Below are 16,118 nucleotides of genomic sequence, written 5' to 3' on the forward strand. Positions count from 1 at the left end.
GTCTACAAGATAATCACAATGTCCAATACTGATGCACTTTTTCAAATCTCAAAGTGGCTTGAACTCTCCCAAGGGAAGCCAATTGACATGCCAAACGGCTCGAAACGCAGCTTTTGGTCAACTCGAACATTTACCGAAGCAGGATTGGTTGACATTGAAAAGCGATTTTGCTTCGACTTGCCACAGGCATACAAGAGGTTGCTATTGCACTTCGGTAGTTGCATGTTGTTTGTAACGCCGGAACGATACAAGCAAAGCGGGATCGAGATCCGCGATCCAGAGATGACGCTTAGAGGTTTTGAGCTGAAAAACACTGGGCCATTGAAAGAAGTATTTGGAGAATGGATCCCAATCGGACTTGTGCGAGATAGTCGAGAAGTGATTGGACTAGATGCCTCAGGAAAAAGTGATACGCTCGCGTTGAGCAACATCCTCTCGAACGACTGGAGTAATTTTGGGATGATATCGCCCCAGAAAATCAGCCTAAACGATTGGCTCGCAGAATCGATCAAAACCGTTTCTGAGTAGATTGACAAGGTCCACGGGGACACAGAAAGCGCCGGGATAAACCGGATTGGAGTTGGGAATGAAAGAGTCCTACAAAGAAGATTTAGCCAATCACTTTGGCCTCGAGTTGTACGCTGATGGCGGTAACGTCATGGGTGTAGCCACAACAGAGGTATACGCAGGCAAGCTATCGAGCTCCGAAATCAAGCATTCCGAGTGCCGACACTGTTGTGTCTGTGGGAAGGCAATACATACCGTCGCGTTATTGGCAAGCGATGGTATGGCTCGGCGGAGTCGAAGAACCTGAGCATGCGTAGAAACTTCAATCGCGAGAACCGGGAGACCCTTTCAGCTTCCAGTGATGGTCAGCAACCATCGTTGGAACGATCAGCGAACGCCAATGGCGGTAATGCTGATGTCACGCGAAAAGGGAGTCTCTGTGCAAATAGTATTTTTCAGTAAGAACCAGTACACCTAAACTGATTTTTTAGTCGAACCGTTGTGGTGCATCGGTTTGTTCTGGATGATGATTGCTTCGTGTTGCGATGGGACCTTGGCCTACACACAGCCAAATCGATCGAGCTGCTGTACGTGAATAATATTTCAGCAAGCTACTCAAACGCTGATGGAAAAAATATGGCTTAGCCAAACCGTGGCATCGTTCGCTGGCTTTGCTCTAATCATTGGGGCAACTTGTTGGTGGAATCACTGTTTTTGGTATCATACTTCACATGAAACGAAAAACTCAGATTCTATACTGCTGGGAATGGGGGGCAGGTTCTTCTCACTTCCAAAGGTTTTCTCAAATAGCTTCGCGTTTGATAGGTAATGAATATGAAGTTGCGATCGCTGCTAAAGACCTGACTCGAATCTACCAATGGTTCCCACGTCATTCGGTCCGGGTATATCAGTCTCCAACACTAGGCGGCCTATCTGAGCAATTTCCTAAATTTGACTCTAGATCGTTGGCAACCATAGCTTGGAACTTGGGGTATAACCGAAGTGATCGGATCGCTGCTTGGTTAGGTGCTTGGCTCGAACTATTTGACACCATTCGACCTGATCTGGTCGTTTGTGATTTCGGTCTATTGCCGCTGATTGCAGCTAAAATCAAAAACGTTCCCGTCGTTAGGATCGGAGTGGGGTACGAATGCATTCCGAAATCCTCACCACTTCCAATATTCACTGTAGGTCGAGAAGTTGTCTCCATCGATGCCGAGCATGAAGTCGAGAGAGCCGTTCTGAAGATGTTGAATTCTGCGATGGTATTTCATCAGCATGATCCAGTTGAAAGTATTGGCGAATTGATTCCTGATGAAGAGTCAACGCTCCTGTGCACAGTCCCAGAGTTTGACCCATACGCTTCGTCAAGAAGTGCTCCGAAGTATCTAGGATGGTGGGATAATACTCCAAGACCAAGCGTGCGATGGCCAAATGACTTCTCCAAACGAGCAATTGCCTATCTCAAACCAGTACCGGGACTTGTAGATTTGTTGCGATCGCTGCGTCAGCAATCCATTGGATTGGCGATTGTGAGTGACGGCTTGCCAGATTCGATGCTTGACTTTGCAATGAAGCTTGGAAACGTCGTTCAAGACGGAGAAGTGGATTTTAATCAAGCGGTCCAGGATGCAGACTTCGCGATTACCAACGGCAACCTGGGAGCCACGTTTACAGCGTTGGCACATGGATGCCCTGTATTGGCAGTTCCCAAGAATACGGAGCAATGGTGGACAGCGGTGACGATAGATAACCTGATACTTGGTGCAGGCGTAAGCCCAGATCAACCTGAAACGTTTCCTGCTGCCATCTCTTCAATATTCCAGGATCAAGTAAAATCGAATGCGCGGACCTTTCAAACAAAGTATGCCCACCTGAAGCATAACGCTCCACAGGTTCTTTGGGAGCAATTCTCCCGGGCTGTAGCTCATGCAAGCAGTAATTCGCTGATCTTGACCGATTGAAGGTTAGGTCAGTCTTCGATGAAAAAATCAAAGCTTTTCTAGACTGAGAGAGGTATCGACTTGCAAGATTTTGCCGCAATCACTTGTTATTTTAATCCGTGCAACTACGAGCGTCGTAAGCACTGCTATCAACGATTCGCCGCTGGGCTGAGCGGACAAAATGTTGAACTGTGGACGATAGAGGCTTATCTTCACGGACAACAGCCATTCGTAGAAGCAGGGCCAAGAACTTTCCATGTCGAGATGTCGCAAGATGATTGGATTTGGCAAAAAGAGCGACTGTTGAACATGTTGTTGGACAAGCTGCCAGAACGGATTACCAAGATCGCATGGATCGATGCCGACCTATTGTTTATGAATGCCAACTGGGCAAGAATGGCTGCGGAATCTCTAGACACATGGTCGGCAATTCAACTGTTCGACTACGTTTACTATTTAGGGCCGGACGACACGAACATCGTTTGGACTCACAGCCACCGGATTGCCAGTCTAGTCAGCGTATCGATTCATAATCCAAGCGAAGCTACAAATTTGAGAGAGGCTGCGCCCGGATTCGCATGGGCAGCCCACCGGTCGTTGCTGGAGAAGCATCGTTTTTTTGAGGGCAACATTGATGGGAGTAGCGATACTGTCATGGCTACATCGATGTTGGGCCTCTTTCATAGCCACATTTTCCGGGCAGGGTCACCCAGCATGAACGTCATCGCGTTAGAGTACGGTAAGCGGATTTACTCAGATGTTTGCGGATACGTTGGCTACCTTCCGGTGCCCGTGCATCATATGTGGCACGGGGACTTCGATAATCGCCAGTATAACGAGAAGACACGTCGTTTCCGAGAGCTTAATTTCAATCCAAAGTCGGATGTGATTCCTGATCCCAAAACGGGTTTGCTCAAATGGGGCCCAACAGCAAGTCCTGCTCTGAAGTCCTATGTACGTAAAACGTTCGAAACAAGGAAAGAAGACGGCTGAGTAAGCCGCAGCAGGTAAATCCTCAACTGTTCCTTTTCTATTAGAATAAGCGGAGCCACCCCTGCAAAACCTGACGACATGATTTAACGACTGTGGCGCAAACAGAAGTCTGTCGCCTCGTAAACAGATAACGATTTTCGGACGACACGAATTGCGAAGCATTTTTGACCAATACGAACAACCCGAAAACAGACTAACGCATGCGTTGGTTTCGGTGCTGGATCAAGACCGAACCTTACTGAGTCCTTTCCTGGCATGGCTGGGAGTTGAGAATGTGCCTGCGAAGCATTTCCTAAGGCTCACTCAGCAGCAGGTACCGGGAGTTGTTTTGGACGATGCGGAAACCCTCGATCGCAAAGGTCTTCCTGATGCTGCAATTTTCGACACTGAAGGGTTTGCGGTGCTCTTCGAGTGTAAGGTGCAAGCGCGGGTATCACTTGAACAACTAGATCGCCATCGATCCACGGCGCGACGCAATGGATACGAATCATCATGGATTGTCGTGATTTCTGTTGATGAGTTAACTAGTGATTTGCCGGACAAGACTGTTTCAAAGACTTGGCGAGAAATTTTCTCCTGGTTCAACCGGCGGTCGGGGCGGTCATTTTGGGCTACTCAGCTTGTAGAATACATGAAGACTTTTGAACGAAAGATGCTGGCGGCAGACTACCAAATTCGAGGAACGATAACCGTGTTTGATGGGCTAAGATTCAGCGACGACAATCCCTATAGCTACCGCGAAGCCAAGCGACTAATTCGATTGATGGGCGATCTATTGCAATCGCGTAAGGACCTCCATGAACTTGGGGTTGACCCATCGGGCATGCGTCGATCTGCAATCACCGGTAAGGGCACCGACATGGTCTGGGACTTTCTACCACTAAAGGCCGCTCGTCATGCGACGAATTTCACAGCCCATCCGCACTTAACCATGGGGCTTAGTCGCAAGCACGCACTGGCCGCACTTACAATACCCAATGGAGTGAAAGGTGGTTTTCGGAGCAAGCTGAAAGACCTTGGTATAGAGGGATTTTTGGAGTTGGTTGCAGCCATCGAAGCGAACCTTCGTCCCACACTGAAGTCGTCAATCGGTGCTAAGCCGATGATCTATGCCACTCAACGACACTACAAGAGCCAGCGATCAAATGCGGAAGTCGATGGTCGCATCGACGCCGATCTTCGGACGGCTATTCGACTAAAGGGATCGATGGTTAAGTATCAACCTGAATGGGTCGAGTCCATTTACAACTTGGTTGTGAATAAGCGTTCGAACATCCAACTGGGGTTCGACATCTCGTTTGAGTACCATTGCCCGGTAGTTCAATCGCCTAAGGTCATTGATTTGGTCGCCGAAACATGGAAAGCGATGCAACCAATTCTTGAATTCGTGAACTGATCAGATCGCTTCTTTGCCTGGACAAGTTCGACTTGTGCTTGCACAGCATGATTAGCGGTTTGATCATTAATGGCAGGTGTTATCACACGGCAAACTCAGTAGCTTTGTTGTGCTGACATCAGAACCTCGGTCGGATAGATCGGGAGTACCAATAAGCTTGCCCAAAACTCATCTTGTGAATTTGCATTATTCGCCACTTGTGTCCAGACTCGCGATGTGCACCTGTAGTTCTGTAAGGCTGCTATCGATCCTTTTCTTCAGCCCTCCGGCCTTGGTTACGATTTTATCGCAATGATTCTGAGCAGCCGTGGCACTCTTGACGATTTCATCGAGTACGGAGACGTCACGGCAAAGTGCGTCGGCCAACGCTTTCATTTCAGCAATATCAGTCGCTGTTCTTTCCGACGCTTTTTTAGTTTGAACGGCAATCATTCGAGCTACCGATATGCAGGTCTTCAACACGACATCTGTGTTAGGGTCATGTGCATCCCAGACTACGATGAGATCCTTGTCCCATCGCGTTAGCGAATCGAGCCCCTCGGGCGCTGATTCGCGTGAAAACACAAAGACGCCAACTTGGGCTTCCCGATTTTCTCTGGCCTTCTGCAACTCGAGCAATGCATCCTTTTTAGAGTACGAGCGATCCTCTTTTGCTTCGAAGACGATTCGTGATTCGGGAGCAGCGCTATCTGGGCCAAGTGTCATCACAAAATCCCCCACTTTGCAGCGGGTGATGCGCCCAGCAGACTCGTTGCATGGTTCGAAAAGGTCACCAAGTCGTTGGGCTTGCTGTTCGATAAAGCTGCCGACTACATCTTGGAAGTCGAGTCCGTGCGTTGTCGAGCGTGCTGCTTCGGCTCGACGAGCCTTGAGCGACTCTAAAGATACGCGAACTTGCTCTTGAAATTCCAAATTCGTTTTCGCCATTCCATCAAAGACGACCAGAATCTCCCGTCTTAGTCGTGACAGTGCGGACTGCTCTTGGTCGAGCGATAGGCTCGAGTCAATACTCTTGTTGGTGGCGTCTAATAGCTTAGCCATCTTATTCAGCGCGGAAAGTTCGTTGTCCGCTGAAAATTCATTTAAGATAGTACGGTTTGCTCCTTCAACCCTGCTGACCAATCTGGCCAGCGCACCGCTTTCATTGTCGAGAGAAAATTCTTTCCGAATCTTATCGAGATCGACGACCAAATCCTGACGCAAGACACCATTTTTCTCCGTGATCTCGTTCAACAAACGCGAAAGAGCTGATTCCTTATCGTCAAGCGAGAACTGTCCTGCAATGGACTTACTGTGATCAACCAGCACCTGACCAAGCGATTCTTTCAGTGCGACTAGAATTCCTTGTCGCTGGTCTGGCGATAATAATTGCAGAAGCGGGCTGTTGACACCGATGTGCTTTTCGAGCGTGTTCGTTAAAGAAGACCCATCTCCATTGAGATGGCGACCGAGCAGCGTTTCAAGTTCTCCGTCCCGTCGAACCAATCTGTCAAGTCTCTGATTGAACTCGCCACTCGATGGCTCGAAATATTTTGCCAGCAGATTCGCCACCTGCGTCGACACTCCGTCTGAGTGTACTTTCAACGTCTCTCCAACAATGTCTATAAAGCGTTGGCATTCTTCCTGAATTGATTGCGCATCGACGACGCCGCATGCTTGGCGAATCGCCAGCACTCCAACCTTTAATGCTGACAACGCAAAGTCAGTTCGAGACACATCGTCGTGCTTCAGCAGTTCGATTACAGACTCTCTATCAGTGACAACCAGATCAAGACTAACTGAAAGTGATGAGTCACCAACTGCGGGCGGGACGACTTGAATCATTTGAACTTCCTAACTTGCGGAAAAAGAGAATTGACTTAACTTCAAAAAATCAATCGCGAATACCGTGCCGAAGCTCTTTGTCGCGAGGAGAACAAAGTCGTAACTACAAGCTAACAAAAGGTTTGCGAATTGCTTCCGGCAGTCTCGTCGATGATTCCCCTGATTTGAACAGCTTTGGGGGGAACACGAAATTTGTGCGAAGAGAAAAGTTTTTGTGGAATTCCTTGGCAAATGGCCTATCCTTCACCCCATCGCTATCGTTGCTCCTGTACAATTCCCTTTGTTCAAAACAAATGGGATTATCTATGAGCAAAAATCGAATTCTATATTCGTGGATCGGACACAACGATTTACTTGGAATGGCCTGGGACGCTCCACCTGATCAGCAAACTCGTATACTTTCGGCGCTTAAGATCGATCGCAAGATTGTCCAGCAAGATGGACCGATTAAAGCTCTTTTGAAGGAACAAACATTCGATGATGTTCACTTGCTTAGTAACTATCCGAAGTGGCTCAGCGGGATGTTTTCAGAATGGTTGGGCTTCGAGGCCAAGATTCACTCAGTCACTTTAAATGACCCAACTGATTATGAACAGATTTTCGCTGCGATGGACAGCGTACTTGGCAAGTCGAATCGCGACTCCAACAGTGAGTATTCGTTTTTTCTGACACCGGGTACCCCGTCAATGGCCGCGTCATGGATTTTGGTTGGCAAATCGCGTTATGACGGTCTGTTTTGGCAATCCTTTCAAGGGAAAGCAACGCAATCGGCCATTCCTTACGATGTTGTAGCTGGCTTCGCCAATGACTTAGCCGCACTACCAGATATTAGCCTTCAGCATCTGGCGACGAGACCACCGAAGGAAATAGAGGGCTTCGAGAAGATCTCCGGCAATAGCAAAGCACTTCGGCTTGCCGCTGGCCGGGCGGCAAAAGCTGCTAGCCGAGATGTTTCTGTGCTAATTCTTGGCGGACCCGGAACGGGCAAGGAAATGTTTGCGGAAGCGATTCATGACGCGAGCCGCCGCAAACGGAAGCCCTTCATCAAAATCAACTGCGCCGCGATTCCCGCTGCACTATTGGAATCGCAGCTTTTTGGTTACGTGGCTGGCGCATTCACTGGTGCAAAAACGGCTCAGTCAGGTGCATTCGAACGAGCCGACGGTGGAACACTTTTCCTAGACGAAGTTGGTGAATGTAGTCCAGAAATGCAAGCGGCATTGCTTCGAGTGCTTCAGCCGCCGCACGGAAAAAGACCTTGTCATCGCGAATTCTCACCAGTTGGAGACATAGGTAAAACAATAGTGGCCGACGTGCGAATCATCAGCGCGACGAACCGTGATCTGTTGCAAGAGGTCGACGATGGAAACTTTCGCGAAGACCTTTTCTATCGATTGTCTGTCATCAAGGTGAAGCTTCCTTCTCTATGTAGTAGGAAGTCTGATCTGCCAGAGTTGGTTGAGACTCTACTCAACGGAATCAATCGAGATTTTCGAAGCCAAGAACCGCATTACAAAGACAAAAAGATTTCTGAATCCGCAAAGCGTTTTGTACGGGAGTACGACTGGCCTGGCAATGTTCGGCAACTCAGTAACACACTCGTGGAAGCAGCGATCATGAGCGAAAGCGACGTAATCGAGGTCGGAGATATCAAGGCCGCGATCGCGGACGTTCCCGGCAAGCGAACCGGTCACTTCGACTACGAACTCGGTGACGGATTCTGCTTGCAAACGCTGTTAGAAGACATCCAGCGACGGTATTTAGAGCGTGCAATGGAAGAATCTTCAGGCGTCAAAACCAAAGCCGCTGAGCTCCTCGGCATGTCGAGCTACCAGACACTTGACGCCCAATTGAAACGACTCGGAGTCGCACCATCCAAACCCAAGTGAACCTTTGAGATCCGGCCATTTAAGATAAGATCCAGCGCATGGCATGCTAGTTGCCAATAGCGGATTCCATGCAAATAGATTCGTACTCCATCATGAAGTCCATCAACTTCGAATTCCTTCGACCGAAATGGCCAGAGCTTGCAGGGCTTGGTGGTTTTGCGGAGACTTACGCCCACTCGGATCCAGTCGGTGCAATTCTGAAGCTTCGAGTTTTTTGCGAACAAGTTGTTGAGTGGATACACCATGATCAGCGTTTGCCTAAACCCTATCAAGCCAATCTTGTTGATTTACTGAATAACCAACCATTTAAAGACGTGGTTCCCGATGTTCTCCTGTCCAAACTGCACGCGCTTCGCATGGAAGGGAACCGCGCGGCTCACGGCAACAAAGGAGACACGACCGCCGCCCTGCGTTTGATGCGCGAAGCACACAATGTCGGTCGCTGGATTTTTGTAAGTTACGCTGGTGGTAATGTTGCCGACTGCTCCGTTTTCGAGGAACCTCCGCAAGGTGGCATTGAAAGCGTTCAACAACGTCGTGAAAAGCGAGCCATCTTGGAACGCATCACGGCGCAAGAGGCTCAGATGCAGAAGCTGCTCGCCGATCTTGAACAACAACGCTTGCGAGCCGACCAGGCCGAAGCAACGGCTGAGGAGCGAAAAGCTGCGTTGGAAGCAGCATTGGAAGCGACTAAGCAGTTACAAGCCGTTGATCCAATGGCCTACAACGAGGAAGAAACACGCAAGTATCTCATTGATCAGATGCTTGCTGACGAAGGCTGGAATGTTGGTAAGGGAAAGACCAGTACGGCCGAAGTCGTAAGGGAAGCTACAGTAAAATACCAAGTTGGGTCCTCAGGCGAAGGGAAAGCCGACTACGTGCTTGAGGATGACAATGGAAGACCTATTGGAGTCGTCGAAGCCAAAAAGACGGCAGTCGATCCCCAACTCGGACGCAAGCAGGCTGAGCAATATGCGGACGGGCTCGAAAAGGAACGTGGCCAGCGGCCTGTGATCTTCTACACCAATGGATATGACCTTTGGATTTGGAACGACGCTGCAGGAGAGCCACCTCGGAAGATCTATGGCTTCTATTCCAAAGACAGCTTGCAGCACATCCATTATCAGCGAGCTTCTAAAAAGCCAGTCAAAGAAGTGTCGGCCAATCAAGAGATCGCCGGTCGAATGTACCAAATTGAAGCGGTTCGCAGGGTAGTTGAGAAATTTGCTGAGAAGAAACGCAAAGCATTGTTGGTACAAGCAACAGGCACTGGGAAGACCCGCGTGGCTGTCTCGCTATGCGATGCGATGATCAAAGCCAACTGGGCAAAGCGAATTCTGTTTTTGTGTGACCGCCGCGAACTGCGTCGGCAGGCCAACAATGCGTTCAACGAGTTCCTTCCGTCCCTCCCGCGCACCTACGTCACTGGTAGTTCCGCTGGAAATACCAAGGATCGAATCTTTTTATCGACTTACCCGGCGATGATGAAGATTTACGAGTCCTTTGATGTCGGCTTCTTTGACCTGATCATTGCGGATGAATCGCATCGCAGTCTTTACAATCGTTATCGACAGCTTTTCGAGTACTTCGATTGCTACCAACTTGGCTTAACAGCAACTCCCGTCGAGTTTGTATCGCGGAACACTTTTAAGATCTTTGATTGCGACGAAGGTGATCCAACATCCAATTACGACTATCCGACAGCAGTGGCGCAAAAGCACCTTGTTCCGTTCGAGGTCGATACCCATACGACTCCGTTCCTGCGTTCCGGTATCAAATACTCCAAGATGACGCCGGAACAACGACGTCAGCTTGAAGAAGACGAAGTCTTGCCACAGGCGATTGAATTCGAGCAGGGCGAAGTGGACAAGATTGTTTACAACAAAGACACCAATCGCCACATTCTGCGCAACCTCATGGAGTATGGAATTCGTGTAGGCAGTCGTATTGGTAAGACAATTGTCTTTGCACGTAGCGTCAAACATGCTCGCCTCATGGAAGAGCTGTTCAATGAAATGTACCCGCAGTACGGCGGCAAGTTTTGTCAAACGGTTGTCAGCGATGATCCGCGTGCGGAGTCGATGATCGACGACTTCAAAGGTGAAGGCAGCAATCCTGATCTCACGATTGCTATCTCAGTCGACATGCTCGATACCGGCGTCGATGTGCCCGAGTGTGTCAACCTTGTCTTCGCAAAGCCGGTCTACTCTTACGTGAAATTTTGGCAGATGATTGGACGTGGCACTCGGTTGTGCCCCGATTTGTTTGGTCCCGACATCGACAAGTCGCACTTCCAGATCTTTGATCACTGGGGCAACTTCGAGAGATTCGAGACGGAATACAAGTCGGCCGAACCCACTCGGCAGAAGTCACTTTGCGAACGAGTCTTTGAAGCTCGGCTGAAACTGGCCGAAGCCGCGTTGGAAAAACAACACAACGCTGGATTCGAGATTGCCACAAGCTTAATCAGCAAGCAGATCGCTGACCTCCCCAAAGGTAGCATCCCCATTAAGGAGAAATGGCCGCAGGTGCGATCCGTTTCCTCTGAAGAAATAGTCCGCCAATTTGACGCCGCTACGAAAGCCACGTTGCAACAGAACATCGCTCCACTGATGCAGTGGGTGGACATCGCGAAATTCGAGGAAGCCTACAAGTTCGACCGGCTCATCGCTCAACTCCAAGCGGAACTCATTCGCGGCGGCAACAAGTTCGCCGATCTCCGTGATGCGGTTGTCAATTTGGTCAGCAGTTTGCGAATCAACCTTTCGCAGGTGAAGTTAAAACTGCCGGTCATTGAGCGCGTAAAAAGCGAGGAATTCTGGGATGAAGTTACAGTTGGAGACCTCGAAGAAATCCGCGACCAACTTCGCGGTATCGTCCAGTTCCGTCGCAAGGACGAAGTCGCCAAGCTTGATCCGATCATCATCGACGTGAAGGAAGATGAAGCAGACATTGAACGCAAGAAGCACAAGGTTCGCTTGGATCAGCTAGATGACTTGGGCATGGTCGCGTATCGCAATCGTGTCAATAACGTCCTGCAAGCCATCATCGATCAAAACGACACCTTGCGAAAAATTCGGCTCGGCGAACCGGTTACCGCCAGCGACTTGGAAGACCTTTGTTCTCTAGTGCTGACTCAGGAACCGGGGCTCGACTTGCGCGACCTGATGGACTACTTCAAGCAAGCCCAATCACTCGATCAGGCCATTCGCGAAATCATCGGGATGGACGCCGATGCAGTTCATGAGCGGTTTACAAAGTTTGTACAGGCTCATCCAAATCTCGCATCGCATCAGATCAAGTTCTTGGATCTGCTCCAGAACCATATCGCAAAATTCGGTTCCATCAAAACAGACGACCTTTACGAACCGCCATTCACCACGCTGCACAGTGACAGCCTCGACGGACTTTTTGAAGAGTCGTTGGCGGATGAACTTTTCGACATCATCGGCTCGTTTCAAAAAGGAGGCGAGTAGACATGGCGAAAGAAACGACAAAGCAGGCGATGAGCGAACGGCAGGCTGCAACTGTGTTTAATTTGGAATGCCTCGCGCGTTCGATACAGGCGGCCCATGATGAGTTGGCGCGGCAGGCGTCGAAAGCGGTAAATGTTAGCTTGACGGTAAGAAACTGGTTGATCGGTCACTACATCGCCGAGTACGAGTTGAACGGAGCGGATCGCGCTTCGTATGGTGAAAAATTGCTCGACCGGCTCGCTTCACGACTGCGTGAATTGGATGTCGAAACCTGCGAAAAACGGCGACTTTATCAGTATCTCCGTTTCTACAACACCTACCCCGAAATTGTGCGGTCACTGACCGCACAATCGGAAAGACTGCTTCTGGTCGCCCCCGCGAGTCCAACGCTGGAGAAAGTGCGGTCAGCGCCCGCATTTTCCGGCTCACTGATTATAGACTCGCTTTCGTACACGCATATCGAGCAACTGGTTGCTATCGATGATGGAAACAAGCGAGCATTCTATGAAACCGAATGCATCCGTGGCTGTTGGTCAGTGCGTGAGCTGAAACGGCAGATAAGCAGCTTGCTATACGAACGTAGCGAATTGTCCGTCGACAAGCAGAAGCTACTACAACAAACGTCGAAATCAGCGGAAGCGGCAGCATCGAGACTGGTAATTCGCGATCCTTACGTTTTTGAATTCCTCGGGCTCAAGCCGACGGAAGTGATGAGCGAATCGCATCTCGAAGATCAACTCCTTGACAAACTACAAGAGTTTCTGCTGGAGCTCGGTCAAGGCTTCTGTTTCGAAGCTCGCCAGCGACGGATGCTAATCGGCGATAAGTACTATTTCGTCGATCTCGTTTTCTATCATCGCATCTTGAAGTGTCACGTCCTGGTCGATCTGAAGTTGGCAGAGTTCAACCACGCGGACATTGGCCAACTGAACACTTATGTAAGTTGGTTTGACAAGAATGTGCGCGAGCAAGGTGACAATCCACCCATTGGCATTTTGCTCTGCACCGAGAAAGATCATGCACTTGTCCAGTATGCTCTAGCCGCAATGGATAACTCCCTTTTCGTCTCGCAGTACCAACTGCAATTGCCGACTGCGGAAGCATTGAGACAACAAATCGAAGCCGAACGTCGGCGAATAGAAGCCGAACAGGAAACGCCACTAGAAATGGATTCACAATAAATGATTACAGGACAACTACGCAGTAAGATCGACAAGCTCTGGGAAGAATTCTGGACGGGCGGTATTACCAATCCGCTGACCGTGATCGAACAGATTTCGTTCCTGATGTTTGCTCGTTTGCTCGACATGCGCGAGAGCACCGAGGAGAAGAAATGGTCTCGCAAGAATCCAGGCAAAGAGTTTCCGGGTGTGTACTTCCCCCGCGGCAAGCAGCACTTGCGCTGGAGCCATTTAAAGCAAGAAGCAGACGCAGACAAAATTTTGAAGATTGTTCGCGATGAAGTCTTCCCGCATTTCCGTGTCATGGGTCAAGCGGAAGATGCTTCTGCAAAGGAAATCAGCCGCAAGGCGTTAGCCTCCGGTTCCTCTGCAACCCGAAGTGTAAGCGAGGGACCGGTCAACACCTTCAATCAGTACATGAAAGACGCCACGCTGATGATCAACAAGCCCTCGCTGTTGATGTCGGCCATCAACATGATCGAAGCGTTGCCGCTGACTCAAGGCGACACCAAAGGCGATCTGTACGAGTATCTGCTCAGTAAACTGACTACCGCTGGCATCAACGGCCAGTTCCGTACTCCGCGCCACATCATCGATTTGATGGTTGATCTGGTGCTCGCAGGCAACGAAGAAGAAGCGTTGTCGTGGACAGTTGGCGATCCAGCCTGCGGCACAGGAGGCTTTCTGGTGCAGTTCATGGAGGGATTACGCAAACGCCACACTTCACCTGACGGCATCATCAAACATGAACTGTCGAATGATTCTGACTCCGCTCGCCCCGCTTCGGGGAGAGGGGGCGGGGGTGAGGGGCTGAATTTAACTTACACTGGCGACCTGATCACGCCGCATCAGTGGAAGCACATCAAGAGCGAGATGTTCCACGGCTTCGATTTCGACGTGACTATGCTCCGCATCGCCGCGATGAACATGATGTTACACGAGATCGACACGCCCGACATCAATTATCAGGACACGCTCAGCACCAACTTCACCGACCGTAAGGAAACCCGTCGCTGGGCGGAAGATGCCTTTGACTTGATCCTCGCCAATCCACCTTTCAAAGGCTCGCTGGACGCAGAAGATGTCCACAAGACTCTCACTGGCAAAGTCAAGACGAAGAAGACCGAATTGCTGTTCATTGTGCTGATGCTGCGAATGCTCAAGCTCGGCGGCCGCTGTGCAGTTATCGTTCCCGATGGTGTCACGTTTGGATCGTCAAACGCGCACAAAGAACTGCGCAAGATGCTGGTCGAAGAGAATCAGCTTGAGGCAGTCATCAAACTGCCGTCTGGTGTGTTTCGCCCCTACGCCGGTGTCAGCACCGCTATCCTGCTCTTCACCAAGGGAGGTCAGACCGACAACGTATTCTTCTTCGACGTGCATTATGACGGAAGGACGATGGACGACAAACGGGACAAGATCGGAGCCGACGACGACTGGCAAGACTTGGATGTCCTGCGTAAAGCATGGCCCAAGTGGCTCAAACAAAACACCAGTTCCCCTCGCCCCGCTTCGGGGAGAGGGGCTAGGGGTGAGGGGCTATTCAAGGATCGCACTTCAAACGCCTTCTTCGTGCCCAAGTCCGAGATCGAAGAGAACGCCTTTGACCTCTCGATCAATCGGTACAAGGAAATCGTTCACGAGGAAGAGCAATACGACTCCCCCAAGGTCATCCTCGGACGGCTGAAGAAGCTGGAAGCAGAAATCGCTTCTGACTTGCAAGAACTGGAGGCAATGCTGGGATGAGTACAGTCCACACAAAAACACATGCGACACGGCCACTCGGAACCGTCGCTCGTTTTATTCGCGGAATTACGTTCAAGCCAGACGATAAAGTTGATCCCGGAACAGACGGCTCTGCTGTGTGTATGAGAACGGCTAACGTGCAAGACGTTCTCGACGAGAGCGACTTAATCGCGGTTCCACTTGAATTCGTGAAGCGTGATGAGCAATTCCTACAGGAGTCCGACATTCTAGTATCAACTGCAAACAGCTGGAATCTAGTGGGTAAATGCTCTTGGGTTCCAAAACTAACATATCGAGCTACTGCGGGAGGCTTCATCTCGATCCTCCGGGCGGACAGAAGCAAGGTGTTTCCTCGCTATCTCTATTACTGGTTTGCATCGGACAAAACGCAACATGATGTAAGACTTTGCGGCAGACAAACCACGAACATTTCAAATATGAGTTACGAACTATGTCTGGCTCTGGATATTCCGCTGCCGCCGTTGTCAGAGCAGAAACGAATCGTCGAAATGCTCGACAAAGCCGACGCCATCCGCCGCAAACGCAATGCTGTGGCCAAAGCCGCGAACGACTTTCTAGTGTCGCTGTTTGTTGAAATGTTCGGAAGCCCACAGCACAACACGCATGGATATCAACTAATGCCATTCGGCAAAGTCGTGAACAACTTAGACGCAATGCGAGTTCCGCTCAAGCAGTCCGACCGTGACAAACGGGATGGTGTTTATCCGTACTACGGAGCAGTTGGAATAATTGACCATTTGGATGACTTTATTTTTGAAGGCAATTTCTTGCTTATTAGTGAAGACGGGAAGCATCTCGAATCACGCAGTCGCCCGATAGCATGTCTGGCATCTGGCAAGTTCTGGGTTAACAACCACGCCCATGTGTTGGCCGAGAACGGCACTTTGCTTCTTCCGTACCTCGCTCGATACATGGAGCTTAAGAACATACGAGAATTTGTAACTGGAATTGATCAATTCAAATTGAATAGAAGCAGCCTTGATCGTATTCCTGTTGCAGTTCCACCGATGCAACTTCAGCAGAGATTTGTTGAAATTGAAAACAGAATGCTGAGTTTGATTTCTAAAAGTGACTCATCGGCCACGTATTCTGAGCGCCTCTTCAATTCGCTTGTGCAACGCGCTTTTAATGGAGAGTTGTAA

General features: G+C 49.8%; 11 protein-coding genes. 10 read left to right on the forward strand and 1 reads right to left on the reverse strand.

The window, feature by feature from the left end; all coding sequences use genetic code 11:
- Nucleotides 1–18: 18 nt before the first annotated feature.
- The 5 genes from SH302x_RS13405 (at nt 19) to SH302x_RS13425 (ending at nt 4,839) form a co-directional block, all read left to right on the forward strand.
- On the forward strand, nt 19–528 hold the full coding sequence (locus SH302x_RS13405; RefSeq protein ID WP_479369189.1) for an SMI1/KNR4 family protein: 510 nt from the start codon (nt 19–21) through the stop codon (nt 526–528).
- 58 nt (nt 529–586) lie between these two features.
- A complete protein-coding gene (locus tag SH302x_RS13410) occupies nt 587–814 on the forward strand; it encodes a hypothetical protein (protein WP_479369190.1) in 228 nt (75 codons plus the stop codon).
- A 424-nt stretch (nt 815–1,238) separates the two neighbouring features.
- On the forward strand, nt 1,239–2,471 hold the full coding sequence (locus SH302x_RS13415) for a glycosyltransferase (protein WP_479369191.1): 1,233 nt from the start codon (nt 1,239–1,241) through the stop codon (nt 2,469–2,471).
- Nucleotides 2,472–2,531: 60 nt separating this feature from the next.
- On the forward strand, nt 2,532–3,443 hold the full coding sequence (locus SH302x_RS13420; RefSeq protein ID WP_479369192.1) for a hypothetical protein: 912 nt from the start codon (nt 2,532–2,534) through the stop codon (nt 3,441–3,443).
- A 151-nt stretch (nt 3,444–3,594) separates the two neighbouring features.
- Nucleotides 3,595–4,839 (forward strand): hypothetical protein, encoded by a 1,245-nt coding sequence (locus SH302x_RS13425; RefSeq protein ID WP_479369193.1) that lies wholly within the window; start codon nt 3,595–3,597, stop codon nt 4,837–4,839.
- Between the two features lie 186 nt (nt 4,840–5,025).
- Here SH302x_RS13425 and SH302x_RS13430 read toward each other — a convergent pair whose 3' ends face one another.
- Nucleotides 5,026–6,663, reverse strand: coding sequence for a hypothetical protein (locus SH302x_RS13430; protein WP_479369194.1), 1,638 nt, complete (start codon nt 6,661–6,663; stop codon nt 5,026–5,028).
- Nucleotides 6,664–6,968: 305 nt separating this feature from the next.
- On the opposite strand from SH302x_RS13430, the gene SH302x_RS13435 reads away from it, so the two are divergent.
- The 5 genes from SH302x_RS13435 to SH302x_RS13455 all read left to right on the forward strand — a co-directional run bounded on the left by SH302x_RS13435 (nt 6,969) and on the right by SH302x_RS13455 (nt 16,118).
- Nucleotides 6,969–8,552: a sigma-54 interaction domain-containing protein gene (locus SH302x_RS13435; RefSeq protein ID WP_479369195.1), complete on the forward strand. Its 1,584-nt coding sequence runs from the start codon at nt 6,969–6,971 to the stop codon at nt 8,550–8,552.
- A gap of 92 nt (nt 8,553–8,644) precedes the next feature.
- Nucleotides 8,645–12,028 carry a DEAD/DEAH box helicase family protein gene (locus SH302x_RS13440; RefSeq protein WP_479369196.1) on the forward strand — a complete coding sequence of 1,128 codons (3,384 nt, stop codon included), beginning with the start codon at nt 8,645–8,647 and terminating at the stop codon, nt 12,026–12,028.
- 2 nt (nt 12,029–12,030) lie between these two features.
- The gene (locus tag SH302x_RS13445) at nt 12,031–13,209 is read left to right on the forward strand and encodes a PDDEXK nuclease domain-containing protein (RefSeq protein WP_479369197.1); all 1,179 of its coding nucleotides are present in this window, start codon (nt 12,031–12,033) and stop codon (nt 13,207–13,209) included.
- Nucleotides 13,210–14,955 (forward strand): class I SAM-dependent DNA methyltransferase, encoded by a 1,746-nt coding sequence (locus SH302x_RS13450; protein ID WP_479369198.1) that lies wholly within the window; start codon nt 13,210–13,212, stop codon nt 14,953–14,955.
- Nucleotides 14,952–16,118, forward strand: coding sequence for a restriction endonuclease subunit S (locus SH302x_RS13455; protein ID WP_479369199.1), 1,167 nt, complete (start codon nt 14,952–14,954; stop codon nt 16,116–16,118). Before SH302x_RS13450 ends, SH302x_RS13455 begins: the two co-directional genes overlap by 4 nt.

The sequence above is a fragment of the Njordella calcicola genome, assembly GCF_056494125.1.

Bases quoted from the DNA above. Each gene is read 5' to 3' on its own strand.
- SH302x_RS13405 (WP_479369189.1), top strand. From the start codon at position 19: ATGTCCAATACTGATGCACTTTTTCAAATCTCAAAGTGGCTTGAACTC.
- SH302x_RS13410 (WP_479369190.1), top strand. From the start codon at position 587: ATGAAAGAGTCCTACAAAGAAGATTTAGCCAATCACTTTGGCCTCGAG.
- SH302x_RS13415 (WP_479369191.1), top strand. From the start codon at position 1,239: ATGAAACGAAAAACTCAGATTCTATACTGCTGGGAATGGGGGGCAGGT.
- SH302x_RS13430 (WP_479369194.1), bottom strand. From the start codon at position 6,663: ATGATTCAAGTCGTCCCGCCCGCAGTTGGTGACTCATCACTTTCAGTT.
- SH302x_RS13435 (WP_479369195.1), top strand. From the start codon at position 6,969: ATGAGCAAAAATCGAATTCTATATTCGTGGATCGGACACAACGATTTA.
- SH302x_RS13440 (WP_479369196.1), top strand. From the start codon at position 8,645: ATGAAGTCCATCAACTTCGAATTCCTTCGACCGAAATGGCCAGAGCTT.
- SH302x_RS13445 (WP_479369197.1), top strand. From the start codon at position 12,031: ATGGCGAAAGAAACGACAAAGCAGGCGATGAGCGAACGGCAGGCTGCA.
- SH302x_RS13450 (WP_479369198.1), top strand. From the start codon at position 13,210: ATGATTACAGGACAACTACGCAGTAAGATCGACAAGCTCTGGGAAGAA.
- SH302x_RS13455 (WP_479369199.1), top strand. From the start codon at position 14,952: ATGAGTACAGTCCACACAAAAACACATGCGACACGGCCACTCGGAACC.